17 protein-coding genes are annotated in these 20463 nt (G+C 41.0%); 11 read left to right on the forward strand and 6 right to left on the reverse strand.

What is annotated here, in order from left to right; genetic code table 11:
* Window positions 1-49: 49 nt before the first annotated feature.
* From MHB45_RS09020 to MHB45_RS09040, 5 genes are all read right to left on the reverse strand, one after another.
* Window positions 50-1408 (reverse strand): IS1182 family transposase, encoded by a 1359-nt coding sequence (locus MHB45_RS09020; protein ID WP_072272405.1) that lies wholly within the window; start codon window positions 1406-1408, stop codon window positions 50-52.
* 369 nt (window positions 1409-1777) lie between these two features.
* Window positions 1778-2329 (reverse strand): RidA family protein, encoded by a 552-nt coding sequence (locus MHB45_RS09025; protein ID WP_072272929.1) that lies wholly within the window; start codon window positions 2327-2329, stop codon window positions 1778-1780.
* Between the two features lie 196 nt (window positions 2330-2525).
* Window positions 2526-3611 (reverse strand): Ger(x)C family spore germination protein, encoded by a 1086-nt coding sequence (locus MHB45_RS09030; protein WP_072272930.1) that lies wholly within the window; start codon window positions 3609-3611, stop codon window positions 2526-2528.
* Window positions 3608-4699, reverse strand: a complete 1092-nt coding sequence (locus MHB45_RS09035; protein WP_048680650.1) for a GerAB/ArcD/ProY family transporter — start codon at window positions 4697-4699, stop codon at window positions 3608-3610. Before MHB45_RS09035 ends, MHB45_RS09030 begins: the two co-directional genes overlap by 4 nt.
* An 18-nt stretch (window positions 4700-4717) precedes the next feature.
* Entirely contained in the window at window positions 4718-6244 is a 1527-nt protein-coding gene (locus MHB45_RS09040) for a spore germination protein (RefSeq protein WP_048680653.1), read from the reverse strand.
* Between the two features lie 208 nt (window positions 6245-6452).
* Here MHB45_RS09040 and MHB45_RS09045 point away from each other — a divergent pair, with 208 nt between their 5' ends.
* Genes MHB45_RS09045 through MHB45_RS09060 form a run of 4 tightly spaced genes read left to right on the forward strand, consistent with a single transcriptional unit; the run spans window position 6453 to window position 10235 of the window.
* Window positions 6453-7910, forward strand: coding sequence for a spore germination protein (locus MHB45_RS09045; RefSeq protein WP_053087376.1), 1458 nt, complete (start codon window positions 6453-6455; stop codon window positions 7908-7910).
* Entirely contained in the window at window positions 7882-8976 is a 1095-nt protein-coding gene (locus tag MHB45_RS09050; RefSeq protein WP_048680658.1) for a GerAB/ArcD/ProY family transporter, read from the forward strand. Before MHB45_RS09045 ends, MHB45_RS09050 begins: the two co-directional genes overlap by 29 nt.
* Window positions 8973-10085, forward strand: coding sequence for a Ger(x)C family spore germination protein (locus MHB45_RS09055; protein WP_072272931.1), 1113 nt, complete (start codon window positions 8973-8975; stop codon window positions 10083-10085). The genes MHB45_RS09050 and MHB45_RS09055 overlap by 4 nt, the downstream gene beginning before the upstream one ends.
* A 3-nt stretch (window positions 10086-10088) precedes the next feature.
* Window positions 10089-10235, forward strand: a complete 147-nt coding sequence (locus MHB45_RS09060) for a hypothetical protein (RefSeq protein WP_161922539.1) — start codon at window positions 10089-10091, stop codon at window positions 10233-10235.
* A gap of 33 nt (window positions 10236-10268) precedes the next feature.
* Here MHB45_RS09060 and MHB45_RS09065 read toward each other — a convergent pair whose 3' ends face one another.
* On the reverse strand, window positions 10269-11717 hold the full coding sequence (locus MHB45_RS09065; protein ID WP_048680719.1) for a flavin monoamine oxidase family protein: 1449 nt from the start codon (window positions 11715-11717) through the stop codon (window positions 10269-10271).
* A 362-nt stretch (window positions 11718-12079) separates the two neighbouring features.
* On the opposite strand from MHB45_RS09065, the gene MHB45_RS09070 reads away from it, so the two are divergent.
* The 7 genes from MHB45_RS09070 (at window position 12080) to MHB45_RS09100 (ending at window position 20434) form a co-directional block, all read left to right on the forward strand.
* The gene (locus tag MHB45_RS09070; RefSeq protein ID WP_048680664.1) at window positions 12080-13441 is read left to right on the forward strand and encodes a cytochrome ubiquinol oxidase subunit I; all 1362 of its coding nucleotides are present in this window, start codon (window positions 12080-12082) and stop codon (window positions 13439-13441) included.
* Between the two features lie 15 nt (window positions 13442-13456).
* Entirely contained in the window at window positions 13457-14503 is a 1047-nt protein-coding gene (locus MHB45_RS09075; RefSeq protein ID WP_048680667.1) for a cytochrome d ubiquinol oxidase subunit II, read from the forward strand.
* Between the two features lie 28 nt (window positions 14504-14531).
* On the forward strand, window positions 14532-15287 hold the full coding sequence (locus tag MHB45_RS09080; protein ID WP_072272932.1) for a hypothetical protein: 756 nt from the start codon (window positions 14532-14534) through the stop codon (window positions 15285-15287).
* Window positions 15288-15457: 170 nt separating this feature from the next.
* The gene (locus MHB45_RS09085) at window positions 15458-16108 is read left to right on the forward strand and encodes a TetR/AcrR family transcriptional regulator (protein ID WP_048680671.1); all 651 of its coding nucleotides are present in this window, start codon (window positions 15458-15460) and stop codon (window positions 16106-16108) included.
* Window positions 16109-16168: 60 nt separating this feature from the next.
* Window positions 16169-17311, forward strand: coding sequence for an acyl-CoA dehydrogenase (locus MHB45_RS09090; RefSeq protein ID WP_048680675.1), 1143 nt, complete (start codon window positions 16169-16171; stop codon window positions 17309-17311).
* Between the two features lie 123 nt (window positions 17312-17434).
* Window positions 17435-19072, forward strand: coding sequence for an AMP-binding protein (locus MHB45_RS09095; RefSeq protein ID WP_048680722.1), 1638 nt, complete (start codon window positions 17435-17437; stop codon window positions 19070-19072).
* Between the two features lie 12 nt (window positions 19073-19084).
* A complete protein-coding gene (locus MHB45_RS09100; protein ID WP_048680678.1) occupies window positions 19085-20434 on the forward strand; it encodes an acetyl-CoA carboxylase biotin carboxylase subunit in 1350 nt (449 codons plus the stop codon).
* Window positions 20435-20463: the final 29 nt, after the last annotated feature.

The following is a 20463-nucleotide window of genomic DNA, read 5'->3' on the forward strand; positions in this document are numbered from 1 at the left end:
TGAATTTTCGCCTAAAGTTTAGAGATTGGGGCTCTACGAGCCCACTATGTTAGGCCATTTTTGGACCTTGCCATGTCCAATTGGCCATCTTCTTTAAATTAATGGCAGCGAAAGTAAGCATCGCCTGCATCGACAATTTTTTAAGTCCCCTTAAAGTAGTCCAACGCATACCATGCTTTTCTTTTGCATCTGCGAATACACGCTCAATCGTTTCTTTACGTTTTGCATATATAGGTTTTACATCTTGATGATGACGCAGATGATCTGCTTCTTCCACATGTGTTTGCCAGATATGCCGTGTCACCACTTTTTGACAGTCTTTGCTTTCTGTACACCGAGATAAAAATGAGCATGTTGTACAAATTTGTTTTGGCGATTTGTACTCGCGATAGCCCTCTTTATTTGTTGTTGAGTACTTTAAAGTTTCGCCCGAAGGGCAAAGGTAACAATCAAAATGTTCATCGTATACATAGTCCTGTTTGCGGAAAAATCCTTCTTTGGTGCGAGGACGTGTATAAGGTAAAGCCGGTATGATTTCTTTGTTAAATAGGTAGCTTGTAATCGCTGGTGTTTTATAAGCTGCATCTGCGGCAACGGCTTCCGGTTTTCCAACTTTCTCAATCACTTGTTCAACTAGTGGCTCTAAGATCTGACTGTCATGTGTATTTCCAGGTGTTACAATCGTTCCCAATACAAAACCGTTGCGGTCTGCGGCCGCGTGGAATGAATAGGCAAACTGTTTTGTTCGTTCATCTTTCACATAGTAGCCACTCTCAGAATCCGTTGTACTTTCTTTAATCTCTTTGGTCTCTTCTTTATCAAATTTATCTGGTGGAAAAGGCTTTTTTCCATGGTTTTCACGATCTTGATTGATTTCTTCTTGAAGACGTCCTTGATACGCTCGTGTTTCTTTACGAACGATTTTCTTTTCAAATTTCCGTTTATTCGCACTGGCTTTCACATGTGTGGAATCCACGAAAACGTGTTCAGCACTTATTAACTTTTTATTAGCAGCTGTCATTAAAATGCGATAGAAAATCTGTTCAAACAGATCTGTATCTTTGAAGCGTCGCTCATAATTTTTCCCGAACGTAGAGAAATGAGGTACTTTATCATGGAAACCATAGCCTAAGAACCAACGGTAAGCCATATTGGTTTCAACTTCTTCAATCGTTTTACGCATGGAACGAATACCGAAGGTATATTGAATGAAAGTCAGTTTAACTAAAATAACTGGATCAATACTTGGGCGTCCTACCTCTGAATACATATCTTTCACCAAGTCATAAATGAAAGTGAAGTCAATGGCAGCCTCCATTTTACGAACCAAATGGTTCGGTGGCACCAATTGATCTAAAGTAATCATTTCAAGTTGATCTCGCTGAATAGAATCATGTTTAGAAAGCATCCTCATCACCTCAAGTTTTAATACTTCTATTTTAAAACAAACATGACTCCAGGCAAAAGTGTTCTATCTAAAAGGTAAGACAAAGTTGATTGGAACGGAAGGTACGAGACTCCTGCGGGAAAAGCGCGTCTAGGGGAGACCCCGCAGGCGAAAGCCGAGGAGGCTCCCCGACCGCCCGCGGAAAGCGAGTGCCTGGAGTGGAAATCAACGTCCAAATTGTACAAGCCATAAAAATAGACAAACTCGATTTTCATCGAGTTTGTCTACAGTCTGAGACAGGAATAATTTCCTGTCTCTTTTGGTATTCAAAGGTTTTCCGGAGTGGCTGGAACATCGATATGTTGAATCATGTCCATACACATCGATCGTCTATTTATTTGACTTGCTGTTATTTTTATAGGCTACTTCTGCTTCAATCTCAATGAGGTAATCCGGCGAAACCAGACTTTGCACCCCTACAGTAGAACGGGCTGTTTTCACTGTATTTTCCTTTGTATTAAAGAATAGAGCGTAAGCATCGAACCAACCTTGATAGTCTGGCGTATTTCCCTTGTTTGGATCTGGCGCGACATACACACGCAGATAGGTTACATCAGCGAGGGAAAGTCCTTTTGTTTTCAAATCTGCTTTTAATTTCTCTAAGATTCCGATTGCCTGCTTTTCTGTATTGCCATATCTCTCATAAGTGGTTTTTCCATCCTTGTTTAAAAGAGGAGCGACTGTTCCGCTAAACAATAACCGGTTATAACTTTGAGGCACAGCAACTGAACTGGAAATCGCAGAAGTTGGGGACCCAAAAAAGGTCACTTTATCCGATTTCAATTCATTTTGTTCGTTACCTGCGGAAGCAAATGAGTATCCTTCGATTAAACATATACTTAATACTGAGAAAGCGATGATCGATTTCATAGGTGTATTCATATAGTCAGCTCCTGTTATTAATGTAACGACGATAGGTAGATAATCAGATTCATTTATCCGGCTAACCACAATTCTTGCTGTTTCAAAAGCATCTGCCAGCCATGCAGTTAAATAACTGAGCTGTTCACCAGCAATTTAGTATGAATGTAGTTTTTCCAATCGGATGAAGATTTCTAAATGGCATATCGATAATTCATCATTCTGAGACCCCGGTTTGGGTGATGTTAACTTTGGTTTCTATATTAATGTCCATTGTCGGATAAATCTTTTTCCAATGTTCATAGGTCAATTTTTTATTTTTGGCGTGATATTTTTCCTTCAGCCCAATCGGATCAAGGGATTTTTCCTGAAAATCTTTCATAAGACGGTTTGCTTGCTTGGTTATATCAGCTTCCATTTCCTTTTCAATTTTTTTTATCATCTTTCTATTGGTAAGGTTTTCACTTCGCATGGATTCCTTGATTTGTCCTTTAATTTTGATCTTGATCGTGATCGAGGGATTTCTCTCTGAGCTGGATACCTCATAACTTGAACCGCTTCGGATACTTTCCACTACAATATCGCTTTTTCTCTTGTCTTTTAATTTGAATTTGTATATTCCCCGCCTATGATGTTGAACTAATGTTTTGAAGATGAACATATCATCCGTGGGGACTTTGCTGACCATCTTATTTTCATGAAATAGGGCGGCTCCAGAAACCGAAACTTCATTATTGATTAATATAAATAAAGGAAGAAACGAATCGCCGCCATCTTCTAGAGAGTTTCTTAAAAAAAGATGGAGGTTAGTATCCGGTCCATTACCTGTTTCAATTTGTTGATTGATCAAACCTGATAAAAAAATTCCAATATTCACATTCTTATTTGATGGTTTCGAATTTATGACATTCTTGACCTTTCCTTCAACGATGGCCAAAATGACCCTGTTTCCAAGTTGTGGTTCACGGTAGAGATAATCGGTCAGTTCTGTCATTCCGATTTCCCGAACCATTTTCTCACTGAATAAAATGATGCGTGTCTGTCCAAGCAATACCGGCTTATCCGCTTTTTTGGAAACGACAGCCTGGACATCACTTGTTGTCGTCGATGTTCCGCTTAAGATTTGATATTTACCCATCATGTCCTGCTGGAAGATAGGAATGACGAACATTCCTTCGACATTATCATTCTTCAGTATGTCGTAGCCAATGGCCTGGGACATATTGACTTCATCCACCACTCTTGGCTCGGCACAGCTGCAAAGGAGGGGCAAAGCCAAGATAACAAGAAATAATTTTCTCATATACGTTTCCTCATTTTCTTTATATAGATGATGGCCAAAAGAAGAGGCAAGTATAAAGCAATAAAGAGTACGCCGTATGGATCGATTATTTTATTCAATATATAGAGGGAATCGATATCAAAAATAAATATATTGGTAAGCAGGATAATAATCGACATCCCCCATAATGGATATTTTTGCTGAACATTGAACAAGCGCTTGAAACCTCGGCTTGCTGACCACAAGGCGATGGTCATGTTGGGTATGATAATGATGGCCCACCAAGAAACATCTATATACTCAAATCGCTGGATAAAGGGCAATTCGACAACGCTGGTCATTGACAATGTCGGCCATATAGTCAGTTCCAACTGTTTTTGTGAATAAAAAACAAGTGAAACCAAATAAACGAATACGGTTATTAAGGTTGTCGTTAAGGCCCCCCAATGGGCATATTTTTGTGAAGTTTTAGCATTTTTGATGAACGGATAATACATCACGATCATTTCAAAACCAAGCAGCGTCAATGAAGTACCTCTGGTTCCTTTCAATATGTCCAATAGAGTGTGATGGAAAACAGGAAGCAAATTGGTGAATTCAGAGTATTTCATGGCATAGAATAGGACAAATAAAAGCCAGTATGTCAAAAGGACGCTTAAAAAGGCAATACCTGTAATTGTTCGGAATCCTCCCGTATGAATATAATAAATCAAAACCAGGAAGACCACTGAAAAAGCCCAAGATGGTACCTCTTCAAACATCCATACATGTATGACATTTATATAGCTAATCATGACTGTCATCCCGAGGAAAAAAAAGTAAAGAATGAATAATAGGCTGAAGAAATTTCCCATCCATTTCCCGAATGCTTGATTATTTGCAGAAATGATATCACCAGGAACGATACTGAAGATTTTATAAATGACCCAAATCATTATATGGACGATCAGGCCGGCCAGTAGGATCGAAATCCAGCCATCTGTTCCCGTTGTCTTCGCTAAAACTCTTTGAAAACTTAAAACGCCTACTCCCGTTTGCATGGAATGCACTAAAAAAAACGCATAGAACGGTGACACTTTATACTTTTCATTAACACCAGCTTGGTTCATATGGGACCCTCATTTAGATCATTCATTAAAATCATTTTTTTTGATTCTTGCTTTTTTTGGATGAGGCTGTCTGGATTTATCATCTGGTCGTAAATTTACAGGACGTGATTTGAAAAGATTGAAAGGAAGCCGAACAAAGCTGTCTTTCCAATCTGGCATGCGAAATGGGTATATCGGTTCAAGGTACGGGTGTCCCATTGACGTTAATTTGATAAGGTGGGTCATCAAAAACACAGCTGATATGGTAATGCCGAGCAGCCCCCAAATTTGGGCACCGATTAAAAAGGGGAACCGCAGCAGCCGAATGGCATTCCCCATTTTATAAATGGGAGTAACAAATGATGCCAATGCCGAGAGGGCAACGATGATTAATAAGATATTACTGGTCAAACCAGCTACTACAGCGGCTTGACCGATAACGATACCGCCGACGATACCTAATGTCTGACCTACCTTTGTTGGCAGCCTGGCAGCGGCTTCCCGTAATAACTCAATGGAGATCTCCAGGAATAATGCTTCGATTAAAGGCAGAAAAGGTATTAAGTTCCTTGAAGTTACGATCGTTTCCAAAAGATCTTTAGGAATCAGTTCATAATGATACGTCAGCACGGCTACATAAATGGGAGTGGCAAATATCGAAAAAGCGACCGCGAAAATCCTTAATAAACGGAATGCCGATGCCGGAATCCAAGGCATATTATAATCTTCCATCGTGATAAAGTATTCCAACAAAATGGTTGGAGTAATAAGTACAGAGGACGACCGATCGACTAACAGGGCTACCTTGCCTTCAGCCAAGGCACTTGCGATGCGATCAGGCCTTTCCGTATTAAGGAAAAGGGGAAACAAGGTATTTGAATTATCATATAGCATTTGCGCGAGATATGACCCGTCCAATATTTCATCAAACTCAACGTCATTGATCCTTTGGATAACATTATCAACATTTTCCTGATCAACGATCCCTTCTATCGATAAAACGGCCACTTTCGTTTTAGACAGAGATCCCACAGTCATTTCATTTACTTGCAATTCAGGGATAGGAAGCCTTTTTCTGACTAAATTAAGATTGATATCAAGATCCTCGACAAATGCTTCTTGTGCACTTATTATTCCAAATTCAAGTTCAGGTTTATCAACTTGTCTTCCTTGTTGGGCCGCAACATTGATTAATAGGCATTCATCAAGATTTCCATCTAACCGAAGTGCAATTTCGCCTCTCATGATCCTTTTTTCGATTACAACCTTGGTACTGGTGATCAGTGTGTTTTCAATAGGTACGTTTTCTTTAATTTGCTCCAAGTTTATCGTTTCCAGAGTAGGTATGACCGAAAGAACACTTTCATGAAGTACCTGTGCATCGATCAACGAGCGATAAAAAGAAACCCAATAGCCAATGCCATTATATGTTCCTTGATGGTTTATGAAATCATTGGATAAAGATAGGGTATTGAATAGGTCCCTTACTTCCGAAACTTTATTTAATTCATCATTTTTTTCGTTGGGTTTATGGGGCTTTTTTTTGAACGTTCTGCGGTTAAACAATGTTGTCACCTCTGCACTAAAGCTTATTATCCTAGCATTTGCAATTTAATTACAAATTAACCACTTTGGATGTTAATGTTGCTCGCTATAGAAAGGGATATCAATAATAAAATGGTGTAAAAGCTGCCTCCATATCCTGTTCGCATAAAAAAAATGAAAATAGAGGAAACTGATACAATAAAACCCCATTTAACCAAAGGAGTTCTCCATGAAAAGTAAACCCTTGCATATAAAATTGGATCAAAAACAGGAAGAATTGAAATCTGAATTGAATATGCAGGCTGATGTCGTTTTTAAAGAGGTATTCATTCCCGGTTATGAAATTTCAGGATTATTCGTATTTTTAAATGGAACGATGGATTACCCTGCATTAAATGATATAGTCCTGGATTTATCAGCTGCCCAAGTCGAAACAACGCACCCGGTTTCAATCGAGCAGTTGGTCATTTCCAAAATCTGTTCAGTCAGGGAACAGGCTGATGTTGAAACATATGAAAAAGGCATAGAGTATATTTTTGACGGGAAAACGCTTTTATTTATAGATGGAATTGTAAATGGTTATGTCTTGAATCTGGAAAAGGAAAAAGTTCGTACACTGGGTGAACCTTCAACTGAGAGGGTTGTCAGGGGACCGAAGCTTGGGTTTATCGAAAGTCTTCAAGAAAATATCGGCTTGATAAGGCAATATTCGAACCATCCCAACCTTATCGTCCAACAACAGAAGTTCGGGACGATGGAAAAACGGGAAGTTGCGTTGATCTATTATGAAGGAAAAGCGAGCGATTCACTGCTGAATGAAGTGAATAAACGGATAAATGAAGTGAAAGCTACTGATCTCCAAGACTCGGGGATGCTCGAGGAATTAATTGAAGATACAGCGTTAACCCCTTTCCCGCAAATCCAAAATACGGAGCGTCCAGATAAAGTATTGGCTGCATTGCAGGAGGGAAGGGTGGTCATCATGGTTGACGGCTCGCCATTTGCTTTGATGGCACCAACGACGATCACGATGCTGCTGCAGTCACCGGATGATTATTATGAAAGGTGGGTAGCGGGTTCTTTTTTACGTGTACTTCGCTATTTATCTTTATTTGTTACCGTATTTCTTTCAGGGATTTATATATCCTTGGTTTCGTTCAACCCTGGATTGCTTCCGTCAGAACTGGCGATGACCATCGCGGGTACAAGGGAGAACGTGCCATTTCCGCCGTTTGTTGAAGCCATCATCATGGAAGTAACGATTGAACTGCTTCGCGAAGCAGGTATTCGGCTCCCATCGCCCATTGGTCAAACGGTTGGATTGGTTGGCGGAGTCATTATTGGCCAAGCGGCAGTTCAAGCGAATATTGTAAGTTCCCTCATGGTCATTATCGTTTCGATCACGACGATTACCTCTTTTACGGTCCCGCAATATAGCTTTGGATTGGCGTTCAGGGCATTAAGGTTCGGGGCGATGATTTTTGCCGCCGTTTTAGGTTTATACGGAACCACATTATTCTTTATCATCGTTATCAGCCATTTGTCAAAATTAACCAGCTTCCAAGAACCTTATTTTCAACCAATGGATTTTATCGGTAAAAAGACTTGGAAGGATGCGTTCCTACGGTTACCGAAGCGTAAAAAGGGGGGGAATTCTTTTGGGCCAGTCCGAAGGCAAAATTCTTAGTGGGGAATTGGCAGCGATCATTTCCTGCAGCATGCTAGGAATTGGGATGCTGACGCTTCCAAGGACGATAACGGAAAAAGTCCATTCGACCGATGGATGGATCATCTTGATCTTAAATGGGATTATTATTGCCCTTTTCATATGCTTATTGGTTGTACTGTTAAAAAAACATAAGGTTAAAGGCTATTACTCATACATGGAGGAGGCCTATGGTAAGTGGCTCTCCAAACTTATTGGGTTGGTCGTGGTGGTGTACTTTATAGGCGTGGCCAGCTTTGAAGTTCTTGCGATGAGTGAAATGGTCCGTTTTTATTTATTGGAGGAAACCCCAGTTGAGATCGTGATACTTTCCATGATTTTAGCAAGTGCCCATCTATTGACAGGTCAAATTAAAGCCATAGCAAAGGTCTGCATCTTTTTTCTCCCACTGACAATTGTCATTGTGTTGCTCATTTACTTGTTTAGTCTTAGGGTAGTCGATCTTAAAAATATGCAGCCTGTTCTTGCGAAAGGGTTTCTCCCTGTCATGAAAGGAATGGGTTCCGGGACTTTGTCTTTTTTTGGGATTGAACTTTTCATTTTTTTGTTTGGCGTCGTTAAAAATGAAAACAAGATACGAAGAGGCGTTTTAATCGGTTTTTTCATACCGCTGATTTTATATGTAATTACATATGTTCTGGTAGTGGCTACGCTGACTGTCCCGGAGGTCATGGCAGTTACTTGGCCAACCATTTCTTTTATTCAGTCCTTTGAAGTAACAGGAATATTTTTAGAACGTATGGAGCTATTTCTCTTAATAACCTGGATTTTGCAGTTTTTTTGTACTCATGCGATTTACTACTACTTCGCAGCAGAAGGGCTTATGAAAATTTTTAATAATTCCTATTCAACGAACCTCATTGTATTGGTTCCTGTTATTTTTTTTCTAGCCAAAATTCCGAAAAATACAATCGAGATCTTTAAAATGAGCGACTTGCTGGGATATATATTTCCCTTTATATTGTTTGGCTTGCCAATTATTACTTTTGCAATCGTTCAAGTGAAAAGGAGCAGAAGAAGCGGATGAAAAGATTATGGTTAATCTTGCTTATTCCATTACTGGCTGGCTGTTGGGACAGTGAAAATATTGAAGAATTATCGCTCGTGGTGGGAATGGGAATTGATAAAAGCAAAAAGAAGGACGAAATCATGTTGACACAGCAAATTCTGGTGCCTCCAGGAAATAGTGTTCAGGAAAATCAGGCTCAACTAAAATATAAAAATGTTACCGTCAGTGCCAAAACGCTGCATGAAGCAATTAGGGATTCGTTACTCATAACCAATACGGTTTTAACCAATCATCAGCGTATCATCCTTATTAATGAAGATGTGTTGAGGAAATACCCAATGGAGGCAATCATTAATCAGTCTATACGCGATAACAATACGAGGAGAAGTTGTCTTGTTTTATTAACAAAGAGACCGACGAAAGAAATTTTGGAATTAGCCGACGATGGGGAAATTCCTTCGAATGTAATCTATGAATTGAAAGATAATGAGAAGCGAACGAATAAAATTCTCCCAACTCAAACACTGGGCAAAGCATCCTCAAATTTGCAATCAGATGGAAGCTTTGCCATTCAGGCCGTTGATATTAGGGGTGGGAAATTAATATTGGAGGGTGCAGGGGTGATCAACAATTCAAAGTTGGTCGGGGTCATGAATGATGAGGATATAGCTGCTTTAAATTGGTTAAACGGAAAGGTTAAAGGTGGACTAATTGAAACGCTCCAACACGGTAAGCCTATAAGTGTTGAAGTGATCAATAGGACAAGGAGGAAAATCACGACTGAATTGAACGGTGATCATTTGACGATCAATATAAAGGTCGGGTATACAGCAAGACTTTCGGAAGATTGGTATGGTAAGGAGAATTCATTTGAAGAATACTATCTAAAAGAGATTGAGCATCTTGCCGAGGATGAAGTGAAAAAGGATGTCGAGAAAATCGTAGACAAATTACAGCATGATTATAAAACAGGGGTAGCAGGATTGTATCGTTATGTGCAAAATCAGCATCCAAAGTTTTGGGAGAAAAATAAGAATAAATGGGACGAAGTTTTCAGTAAAGCCGATATTAATTATAAAGTGGACTTAAGGATCGTAGACTTTGGTTCAAAAGGAGGGATAAAGTGAAGTTTGACTACTTTAAGGGGACTTGAAAAATTGTCGATGCTGGCGATGCTTACTTTCGCTGGAAAAAGATGGCCAATTGGACATGCCGAGCTGGGCATTAGAATGAAAACCTTCCAAATGGAAGGTTTTTTGTCAAGTGTTCTTTGTTGATGAGATTACTTAATAGCCAAGGAAATGGTCCATTCAAGGCCCGCCGAAAGTTCTAGGCAGATTCGTCACTTCATGTGCAACCCTGATTCCGGATTGGATGGCTCCTTCAATCCAAGCTGGTACGGTTGATGTATGCTCCCCAGCGAAGTGGACCCTTCCTTCAGGGGTTGGGATGTATGGAAACAAGTCCGTCTCCTGACCAGGTTTAAACATGGAGAAAGCGCCGTAGGAATACTGGTTCAGTGTCCAGCTATAAGAAGCTCCTGATAAAAAATGATCATATACTTGTTTTCCATGGATCACTGCCAAATTTTTCAATGCGTGTTGTATACGATCATTTTCTGGAAGGATATCCCACAAAGTGGCGTCATCTTCCCATGTATAACTAGCTATGATGAGACCCGATTCACGCTGGTTGCTCGTTTGGCTGGGGTAATAAGAAAATCTAATGGGTAAATCGGTTGTCAATTTACCGCCGAAGATTCCTTCCTTTTCCCAAAACCTATGCGTGAACTGAAGTCCGATTTTTGTGGAAGCGGCATAATGGAGTTCCCTTATTGCCTTCCACTTATTATGGGAAAAGGAATTCCGGGGTTCAATTTCTATAAATTGCAGCAATTGAAGAGGGATCGTCACGATGGCAAGGTCACCGGTAACCATTAAGGGGTTTTGACTTTGAGTATGTTTGGAATGGATGGTGACTTGATTATCATGTTGAACGATCTTTGTCACTTCATATCTGAAGTTTAAATTATCATTCAATTCCGGCAGAAAAGCATAAGGAAGCCGGTCGTTTCCACCTTCGATTGCAAAAAAATTCACGTCTGGATTAAAGAGAGGCATAAGCTCCCTAAGTATGGCCGGAAAAGAAAGTTCCGGGAATCCTTCTAAACCCATTAGGACTTTGATGCTTTCAATCGCCCCTGTAGATAGACTGATTCCGACTGGATTATACTGCAAAAAGAAGTTCATGGAGTATTTATCAAACTCTTTAATGACAATTTCCCAATTTCTACGTGGGTTTTGAATGATGAAGTCAGTCACAGGCTTAATTGCCATGTTGAGTAATTCTTCAGCTGTTTTACCTCTTTCATGGGGAGCTACAGGATACCTCAGTATATCCGGGTTCCGTTGATATATGGCAGCGGTCGTCTTGATTCCATTGGCATAAATGGGATCATTAGGAGTCGCATTCACAAAAGTGTTGACTCGTAGACCATACTTCTTGATGTATTCAGCAACTAAGTAATGATAATTCGGAATGCGCATGGCACCGGCTTCAAGGTAGGAACCTTCTGAAAATGGCTCCCGTATCGTCAAAACACGCCCTCCGACCCTCCCGGTTGCTTCCAATATCGTAACATCGTGCCCCGCTTGTTTTAAAAGGGATGCTGCAACCAACCCAGACATGCCGGCACCAATGATAATGATTTTTTTGGGGATCTGAGAAGGCCCCAGGCCATTTCTGATAACAGCCAGCATTTGATCTGGTGATAGCGGATCTTTGAAAAGGGACAAAGTGTTTTTCTCCTCTCTTGTTACACTTTCTATATGGGATTTACGCTATCTTATTCCTATTGGGTTACCATTTATGAAGGATATTCAATAATTTGTCATCTAAATGCTTAGTAACCAATTTTTTTAGTGAATTGGTGAATTCCACGTAAAATATATACCAAAAATAACCTCGATAGAATATATTCTAAACAATCATCCAAAAACATCATTAAGTAAATACCTACCTACTGCAAAACCTATGAAAAATTAGTTTGTGGAATATTATTAAATATTTTCCTTTACTGAGGAGATACTACCAAGAGACAAAGGGTAGAAAGGAAGACAGTATGGATCATATACAAATGGCCCGCGCAATGTTCGGGACGAATATGGCTGTACATATCATATTTGCAACGATCGGCGTCGGGTTGCCGATGATGATGTTGGCAGCGGAATTGATGTTTCAAAGGACTAAGGATTTACAGTATGTCGTCATGGCTAAACGCTGGACCAAAACATTAGGGGTTTTGCTTGGGGTCGGGATTCCGACCGGTACGATTGCGGGTGTGCAGCTTTCACTATTATGGCCTGGGTTCATGGAAGTAATTGGACGCGTCATGGCGCTTCCATTCCAGATCGAGATTTATGCATTCATGGTTGAAGCACTGTTCATGTCAATCTATGTGTATGCTGCTGAAAAAATCAAGCCATGGGCCCGAATCGTGAGTTTATTCTTTGTTGCATTCGGAGCATTGGCTTCGGCTGTTTTGATTTCGAATGTCCATGCTTTTGAAGGGACACCTGCTGGGTTCCGGTTTGAAAATGGGGAAATCGTCGATGTCGATCCTTGGGCGGCATTTTTCAACCCAAGTTTCTTGGTGACGGCTGGACATACGGCCCTGACTGCTTATACAACAGGCGCTTTTGTCGTGGCATCCGTCGCAGCCTATAAGATGCTGAAAAATAAATATGGCACTGCTGAATTTAATTTTCACCAAAAGGCACTGAGGCTCAGTATTGTCTTGGGCTTGGTTTTTTCGTTTTTGACGGCATTGAATGGTCATGCGACTACGCAGCATTTATATAGGGAACAGCCGGAAAAACTGGCAGCGGCAGAAGGGTTGTTTGAAACACAGGACCATGCCGGACTTACCTTGTTCGGTTATACCGATAGGGAAGCCCAGGAAGTGAAGTATGGGATTGAATTCCCATGGTTATTAAGCTTTCTATCTGGTAATAGCTTCGATACGGTTGTGACCGGTTTGAACGATTTTCCGGAAGAGTATTGGCCGCCCCTTTATGTCCATATCTTATTCAACGCCATGGTCATGATTGGTTCAGGCTTAATCGCGTTGGCACTGTTTGCATTGGTATGGAATAAATGGCTGAAAAAGGAGACATATCCAAAATGGATTCTTTGGCTGTTTGTTGCATCAGGGCCGCTTTCGGTGATTTCGATAGAATGCGGTTGGATTTTTGCCTGTACCGGCAGACAGCCATGGACGATATACAGGATGCTGACAACTGAGGATTCAGTCACTTCGTACGAAAACCTTGGATTCTTATTCACGATGTTCATTATTGTATATATCATTTTATGCGTTTCTGTCGTGTTTACACTTTTGTATTATTTCAAACGTCATTCCGTAATGGATGATATATATAAAGCCGAACAGAAAGATGTAAGACTTTTCGATTCGAATTCATAAAAGGGGGGAAGGCGAATGAGTGATGCTCTTCTTGCAATAACACTGGTCTGGGGCTTTATTTTTCTTTATGCCATCATGGCCTCTATGGATTTCGGCGCGGGCTTCTGGGCAATGACTTACATTAAAAAGGAAGAGACGAATGCTACCAAGATAGCGAATAGCTATTTATCACCAACTTGGGAAGTGACGAATACTTTTGTGGTTGGTCTTGTCATTGCGATTTACAGTTTATTCCCAGGTGCGGTATTCCCGATTGGGGTAGCCTTGATCGTTCCCGCAAGCCTGATATTGGTTCTGCTATGTATTAGGAGTGCTTTCTTGGTTTTCTCGCATAGCGTTGACAAATATGAAAAAGCGTTAACGTATATCTCAGGATTGACGGGATTGATCATACCGGGGCTATTAATCAGCGTATTGCCAATCACCCATCTTGGGTTTGTCGAAGGCATGAGAGGAAATGAAGAATTGAATTTATCTAAACTTTTCACGAGTCCGAATGAGTATGCATTTGTGGGATTCGGAATTATGAGCACGCTTTTTTTATCTTCTTTGCTCCTGTCCGATTACTCAAAACAGGCCGACGAAATGAAAGCATACAAAATATATCGCAGGGATGCGATGATAACGGGACCGCTTATGTTGGTCATGGCTCTGTTGGTCATGCTTACGTTAAGATACGAAGCGAATTGGATTTACCAAGGAATGATGAAAAACTCTGCATTGTTATTCGTCTCGCTCATTTTTTTCATCATTAGCGGGATAGCACTGTACCTGCCCTATTTTTCTAAGCAGGAGGTTAAAGGGATGCCACGCCTCGCTGTCATTGCGATTATCATACAGTATTTAATCGGCAGTTATGTTTATGGTATCGCTCATTTACCTTATATCATCTATCCAAATGTCACGATTCTTTCAGGATTTACCGATCCAACCTCATTCCGGGCCGTGTTTGCCACGTATATCGTGGGCTTTGCGATATTAGTCCCAGGGTTCTATTATTTCTGGTCCATCTTCATGAAAGATCAGCGTCGAAAGTTCAAACGGCGACAAATGTCAAATTAGTTCATCTTTGAAAAGAGAGGTTATCACTATGAAAAAGTTAGATTTGCTAAAATATGCGGTTTTAGTCATCTCACTATTTTTGAGCTATCAAGCGGTTGAAGCGCATGATAAAAATTTTCAGGTGGATGGCACATATATATCAACTAAAAGAGATGTAACAGGTGACCAGAAAATAGACATCATCCAGGTTCAGGGACTGCCTTATGAGGAAGGCAGCAAGTTTCTGAAAAAAATTGAGTTAAGTGTGGAAAGCAATCGCCGTACAATCGACGTCCCGCTTGAAGCTGGGTATAATCCAGATCTAAAGATTGCCGACTTGAATGATGATGGGGTCCGGGATGTATTGGTTACGGTTTTGATGGAAGGTAGAGAGCGGTTGATATCCAGTTATGCCTATACATTCAAGGATGGAAAAGTGAAGGAGCTGGAAGTTCCGCCATCCGTTCCCGTAATGGCACAATTTCTTGACGGATACAAAGCGGAAATCATTATTGAAGGTCAAAAACCTGTGGTGATGGATGTCAGTTCCAGAAAACAAGCTTATGATAAATTGGGCATTTATCAAAATGGAAAACTAAATGAACCGACAGAGCTTTTGGTTGATCCATACTCTTCACTGGATTTCAAGACCGTTTTTGGAAAAGGAAAAGCGCTTATTGGAATCCAAAATGTAAAAGGGTCCGATGAGCGTGATCCGATACTGGAGATCAAATCAGTATGGAAATATAATAATGGGTGGCAGCTTGTAAAAGCCCAAGTTAAACCGGTCAAGGGTAGTAAATGACATGGTATCGACTGCTTCTTAAATAAACTGGATTGACAGCTCTTGGTTTTGAGGGCTGTTTTTTTGTTGATAATTAAAAATTGACAATTTTTAATTATTTGGTAAAATCTAAATAAATCCAGTTTATACATAATCAAGCTCTTTATTCTGGATAGAAAGAATGTAAGCGGATACAAAGGGGGTGCAGTCTTACGGAGTTAAAAGAAAAAATAATTGAAACATCGTTGACGCTCTTCGATCAGCATGGTTTTCATGGTGTCTCCGTCAACGAAATCGTTAAGGCATGCGGAACTAGCAAAGGTGGTTTTTATCACCATTTCTCTTCCAAAGATGAACTCTTATTTGTCATCCATGATTACTTTATTTCATATGTTTTAATAAAAGCACAGGAAGCCATTTCAGAAAGTACCCATCCAACAGAAAAAATGCAAAAGATCATTCAATCATTTGTTAAAGTTTTTGACCTCTATAAACCACACATCTCAGTTTTCTATCAAGAAAGCATTTACTTAAAACCACCTTATGTTGAAGCAATCAAAAAAAAGCGTCAAACGTATAAAGAAATCATTTTTTCCGTTATCAAAGAAGGTATTGACAAGGGAGTATTCCGCAGCGAATTGCCAGTGGAAATTACCGGGATGTCAATTCTGGGCATGGTGAACTGGTCCTACAAATGGTACAAAAGGGACGGCGGAAAAACGATCGACGAAATCGGTGATATTTACGTGGATTTAATTCTGAATGCCCTATTGATAGATAAACAAAAAGAAGCGGAAATCACCCAGCCATTTTTACTGAAGAACCAAGTTGTTGTGGATTGAACAATCAACTTGATTTGTACAGACCAACTAGTCGGTCTCAATAGAAAGGGGAATGAACACATGGATTTTTCACTTACAAAAGAACAGCAGATGATTAAGGAAATGGTTAGGGAGTTTGCCGAAAAGGAAATTAAACCGATTGCGATAGAGTTGGACGCAAAGTCCATGTTTGCGGAAGATGTATTCAAAAAAATGGGGAAACTCGGGTTGCTTGGAATTCCGTTTCCTGAAGAATATGGCGGTTCGGGCGGAGATACGATTTCGTATGCCATTGCCGTAGAAGAGGTTGGCAAGGCGTGCGGGGGAACCGGCTTAAGTTATGCAGCAGCCGTTTCGCTCGGGGCAAGTCCAATTTACTATTTTGGAACCGAAGAGCAGAAGCAAAAATATCTGGTTCCAATCACGACCGGTGAAACCCTGGCAGCTTTCGGGTTGACAGAGCCTAATGCGGGTTCCGATGCTGGCGGTACGAGAACGACTGCCGTGTTGGAAGGTGATGAATATGTGATTAATGGCGAGAAAACATGGATAACAAATGCCAGCTATTCAAGAACGGTTACCGTCACTGCTGTATCGGGCAAAGATACAAGGGGCAAAAACATCATCTCGGCATTCATCGTGCCAACCGATACCCAAGGGATTACGATCAATAGCAATTATGAAAAAATGGGAGTCCGGGCTTCCAATACTTGTGAAATCATTCTGGATAATGTCCGGGTGCCAAAGGAAAATTTATTGGGAGATCCAGACAAAGGGTTCAAACAATTCTTATTCACGCTTGATGGTGGAAGGATTTCCATTGCAGCTTTGGCCGTCGGTATCGCTCAGGCTGCCTTTGACAGAGCTTTAGCTTTTTCAAAAGAGCGCATTCAATTCGGTAAAACCATATCGAATTTCCAGGCCATTCAATTCAAGCTTGCTGACATGGCGATGGAAATCGAATTGGCGAGGAATATGGTATATAAGGCTGCATGGTTAAAAGACAATAAAAAACCTTTTGCAAAGGAAGCGGCATACGCCAAGCTTTTTGCAAGTGAGACCGCGTTCCGCGCCAGCAATCAAGCGATTCAAATACATGGCGGCTCTGGTTACATGCGAGAATATGAAGTGGAACGCTATTTAAGAGATGCTAAGTTATTGGAAATTGGTGAAGGCACATCCGAAATTCAAAGACTCGTTATCGCCAGGCAATTAGGCTGTTAATCTTTACGGAACGTAAAATGAACTTGATGCTTGGGTTCATTTAGGTGAAAAGCAGATGTTATCTATACAGCAAAAAGCGTTCATTCTTACCTTTATTTGATTAGGAGGAGTTTGATGTCTGATTTGCTAGATGTTACGATCGGGAAATTGCTTGAAAGGACAGCTGAACAATATGGTGATAATGAAGCGGTTGTGTACCATGAACTAGGCCTGCGCCATTCTTATCGCGAATTTGAAAAGATTTGCCGAAAGGCTGCCAGGGGGTTCATGTCACTGGATATAAAAAAAGGTGAACATATCGCCATTTGGGCATCCAATAAACCGGAATGGCTTATTTCCCAATTTTCCACCGCAAAAATGGGCGGGGTGCTGGTGACGGTCAATACTAATTACCGCACAAGTGAACTGGAATACCTGTTAAAGCAATCCGATTCGACGACGATCATCCTGATGGAACAATATAAGGATCATTCATATATAGATACGCTGTATGAAATCATTCCTGAATTGAAAAATGCAGAACCAGGAAAATTACAATCTGAGAAACTGCCAAAATTAAAAAATATCATCGTTTTAGGTGAAAAACGTTATCCCGGAACGTTTTCATGGGATGAAGTCATTAGCGGGGGCAAATCCGTTTCGGAGGAATCGCTGGACATGAGGATGGAGGAATTGGCTCCAGGCGATGTGATTAACATGCAATATACATCAGGGACGACAGGATTTCCAAAAGGAGTGATGTTGACGCATTCCAACTTGATCAATAACGGATTGAATGTCGCGGAATGCATGAAGCTGACCGAAGCTGACCGGCTATGCATCCCGGTTCCGTTTTTTCATTGTTTCGGTTGTTCCCTTGGTACGATGGCATCTGTTTCAGTAGGGGCAACAATGGTGCCGGTCGTGGAGTTTAATCCACGCATTGTCCTTCAGACAGTTGAAGCCGAAAAATGTACGGGGCTTCATGGTGTACCGACGATGTTCATTGCTGAACTTAATCTCGATGACTTTGACGATTATGATTTAAGTTCGTTACGGACTGGTATCATGGCAGGCTCCACATGTCCGATCGAAGTCATGAAAAGCGTGGTGAATAAGATGGGCATCTCGGAAATTACAATAACTTATGGTCAAACGGAATCCTCTCCAGGAATTACGATGACGAGAACGGATGATCCGATCGAACTTCGTGTTTCTTCAGTGGGAAGGGCGTTGCCGAAAGTGGAAGTGAAAATTGTCGATCCGTCTACAGGGGATGAAGTCCCGCGTGGCACACAGGGTGAACTCTGTTCGAGGGGATACCATGTAATGAAGGGATATTATAATAACGCGGAAGCCACTGAGCAGGCGATTGACCAGGAAGGCTGGCTTCATACGGGAGATTTAGCGGTGATGGATGAAAGGGGTTATTGCAAGATTACTGGCCGGCTGAAAGATATGATCATCCGTGGAGGGGAAAATATTTATCCCCGTGAGATTGAAGAATTCCTCTATCAACATCCTGCAATTGTCGATGTCCAGGTACTCGGCGTTCCTGATCAGAAGTATGGGGAAGAGGTAGCCGCATGGATCATTTTGAAAGCAGGAGAAACCCTTACGGAGAAAGAATTGATAGAGTATTGCAAAGGGAAAATATCTTTTCATAAAATTCCGCGTTACTTTCAATTTACCGATGCTTATCCAATGACTGCATCCGGAAAAATCCAAAAGTATAAGCTTCGGCAACAAACTCTTGACCTACTAACGGAACGCACTAAATAAGGAGGATATCGAATGATTCGAAAAATTCTTATCGCAAACAGGGGAGAAATAGCATCGCGCATTATTCGTACATGCAAAAAGCTTGGAATACTTACTGTCGCTGTCCATTCGGAAGCAGATTCGGATTCGCCTTTTGTGGGATTGGCGGATGAGGCATATTTATTGGGTGGTCCGAGAGTGCAGGAAAGCTATTTAAACGTCAATAAGATTTTGGAAATAGCTAAGGAAACCGGAGCGGATGCCATTCATCCTGGTTATGGTTTTCTTAGTGAAAATGCAGATTTTGCACGTTCATGCGAAGAAGCCGGCTTGATATTCATTGGTCCCAAACCAGAGATCATCCAGCAAATGGGCAATAAAGTCGAGGCGAGGAAAAAGATGGAGCAAGCCGGTCTTCCATTGGTGCCTGGATTTTCACGTCCGTTAATTGATAGTGCAGAAGCGGCAGCCGTTGCCGAAAAGATTGGCTATCCAGTCATGTTAAAAGCAGCAGCAGGCGGCGGGGGAATCGGCATGCAAGCCGTTGCTAATGAAGATGAACTAACCAAAGCCTTCGAAGGGAATCAAAAACGTGCCCAATTATTTTTTGGAAATGGAGATATGTTCATAGAAAAATTGATTGAGAAGCCTCGTCATATCGAAATTCAGGTATTGGCGGATTCCTTTGGGAATGCTGTTTACTTATGGGAAAGGGAATGCTCCGTTCAAAGGCGCCACCAGAAGGTCGTGGAAGAGGCTCCATCTTCTTTCCTTGACGAAGAAACAAGAAACAGGATGGGAATGGCTGCAGTGAAAGCGGTAAAATCCATCGGTTATAGCAATGCGGGCACTCTCGAATTTTTAGTAGATGCAGATAAAAACTTTTATTTCCTGGAAATGAATACACGCCTTCAGGTAGAGCATCCTGTCACTGAAGAAATTACGGGACTGGACTTAGTCGAACAGCAAATTAAAATTGCATCTGGCAACAAATTGGATTTCACCCAAAGTGAGATTAAACAGGACGGACATTCCATTGAAGTGCGCATTTATGCTGAAGATCCGAAAACCTTTTATCCGGCACCGGGGAGAATCACCACCATGGAACTTCCGGAAGGTGAAGGGATTCGTCATGAATTGGCGGTTCATGGAACATCGGTCGTATCCCACTTTTATGATCCGATGATCGCCAAATTGGTGGTGAGCGGCGACTCAAGGGATAAAGCGATTGAGAGATTAAGAGAAGCGCTGGCATGCTATAAAATAGAAGGAATTAAAACAAACCTTCCTTTGTTGATGGAAATAATTTCTCATGAAGCTTTTTCCCAAGGAGATACGACTACGGATTTCATTGCGAAATATATTCAAAAATTGACTGTATAACTTAAAACACAATGTTCGGGAGGAAAATA

The sequence above is a fragment of the Peribacillus sp. FSL K6-5616 genome (assembly GCF_038008245.1).
Lineage (GTDB): Bacteria > Bacillota > Bacilli > Bacillales > DSM-1321 > Peribacillus > Peribacillus frigoritolerans.

Coding starts and splice junctions, on each gene's coding strand:
- MHB45_RS09020 (WP_072272405.1), bottom strand. CDS start 1,408: ATGCTTTCTAAACATGATTCTATTCAGCGAGATCAACTTGAAATGATT.
- MHB45_RS09025 (WP_072272929.1), bottom strand. CDS start 2,329: ATGAATACACCTATGAAATCGATCATCGCTTTCTCAGTATTAAGTATA.
- MHB45_RS09030 (WP_072272930.1), bottom strand. CDS start 3,611: ATGAGAAAATTATTTCTTGTTATCTTGGCTTTGCCCCTCCTTTGCAGC.
- MHB45_RS09035 (WP_048680650.1), bottom strand. CDS start 4,699: ATGAACCAAGCTGGTGTTAATGAAAAGTATAAAGTGTCACCGTTCTAT.
- MHB45_RS09045 (WP_053087376.1), top strand. CDS start 6,453: ATGAAAAGTAAACCCTTGCATATAAAATTGGATCAAAAACAGGAAGAA.
- MHB45_RS09055 (WP_072272931.1), top strand. CDS start 8,973: ATGAAAAGATTATGGTTAATCTTGCTTATTCCATTACTGGCTGGCTGT.
- MHB45_RS09065 (WP_048680719.1), bottom strand. CDS start 11,717: ATGCTGGCTGTTATCAGAAATGGCCTGGGGCCTTCTCAGATCCCCAAA.
- MHB45_RS09070 (WP_048680664.1), top strand. CDS start 12,080: ATGGATCATATACAAATGGCCCGCGCAATGTTCGGGACGAATATGGCT.
- MHB45_RS09075 (WP_048680667.1), top strand. CDS start 13,457: ATGAGTGATGCTCTTCTTGCAATAACACTGGTCTGGGGCTTTATTTTT.
- MHB45_RS09080 (WP_072272932.1), top strand. CDS start 14,532: ATGAAAAAGTTAGATTTGCTAAAATATGCGGTTTTAGTCATCTCACTA.
- MHB45_RS09090 (WP_048680675.1), top strand. CDS start 16,169: ATGGATTTTTCACTTACAAAAGAACAGCAGATGATTAAGGAAATGGTT.
- MHB45_RS09100 (WP_048680678.1), top strand. CDS start 19,085: ATGATTCGAAAAATTCTTATCGCAAACAGGGGAGAAATAGCATCGCGC.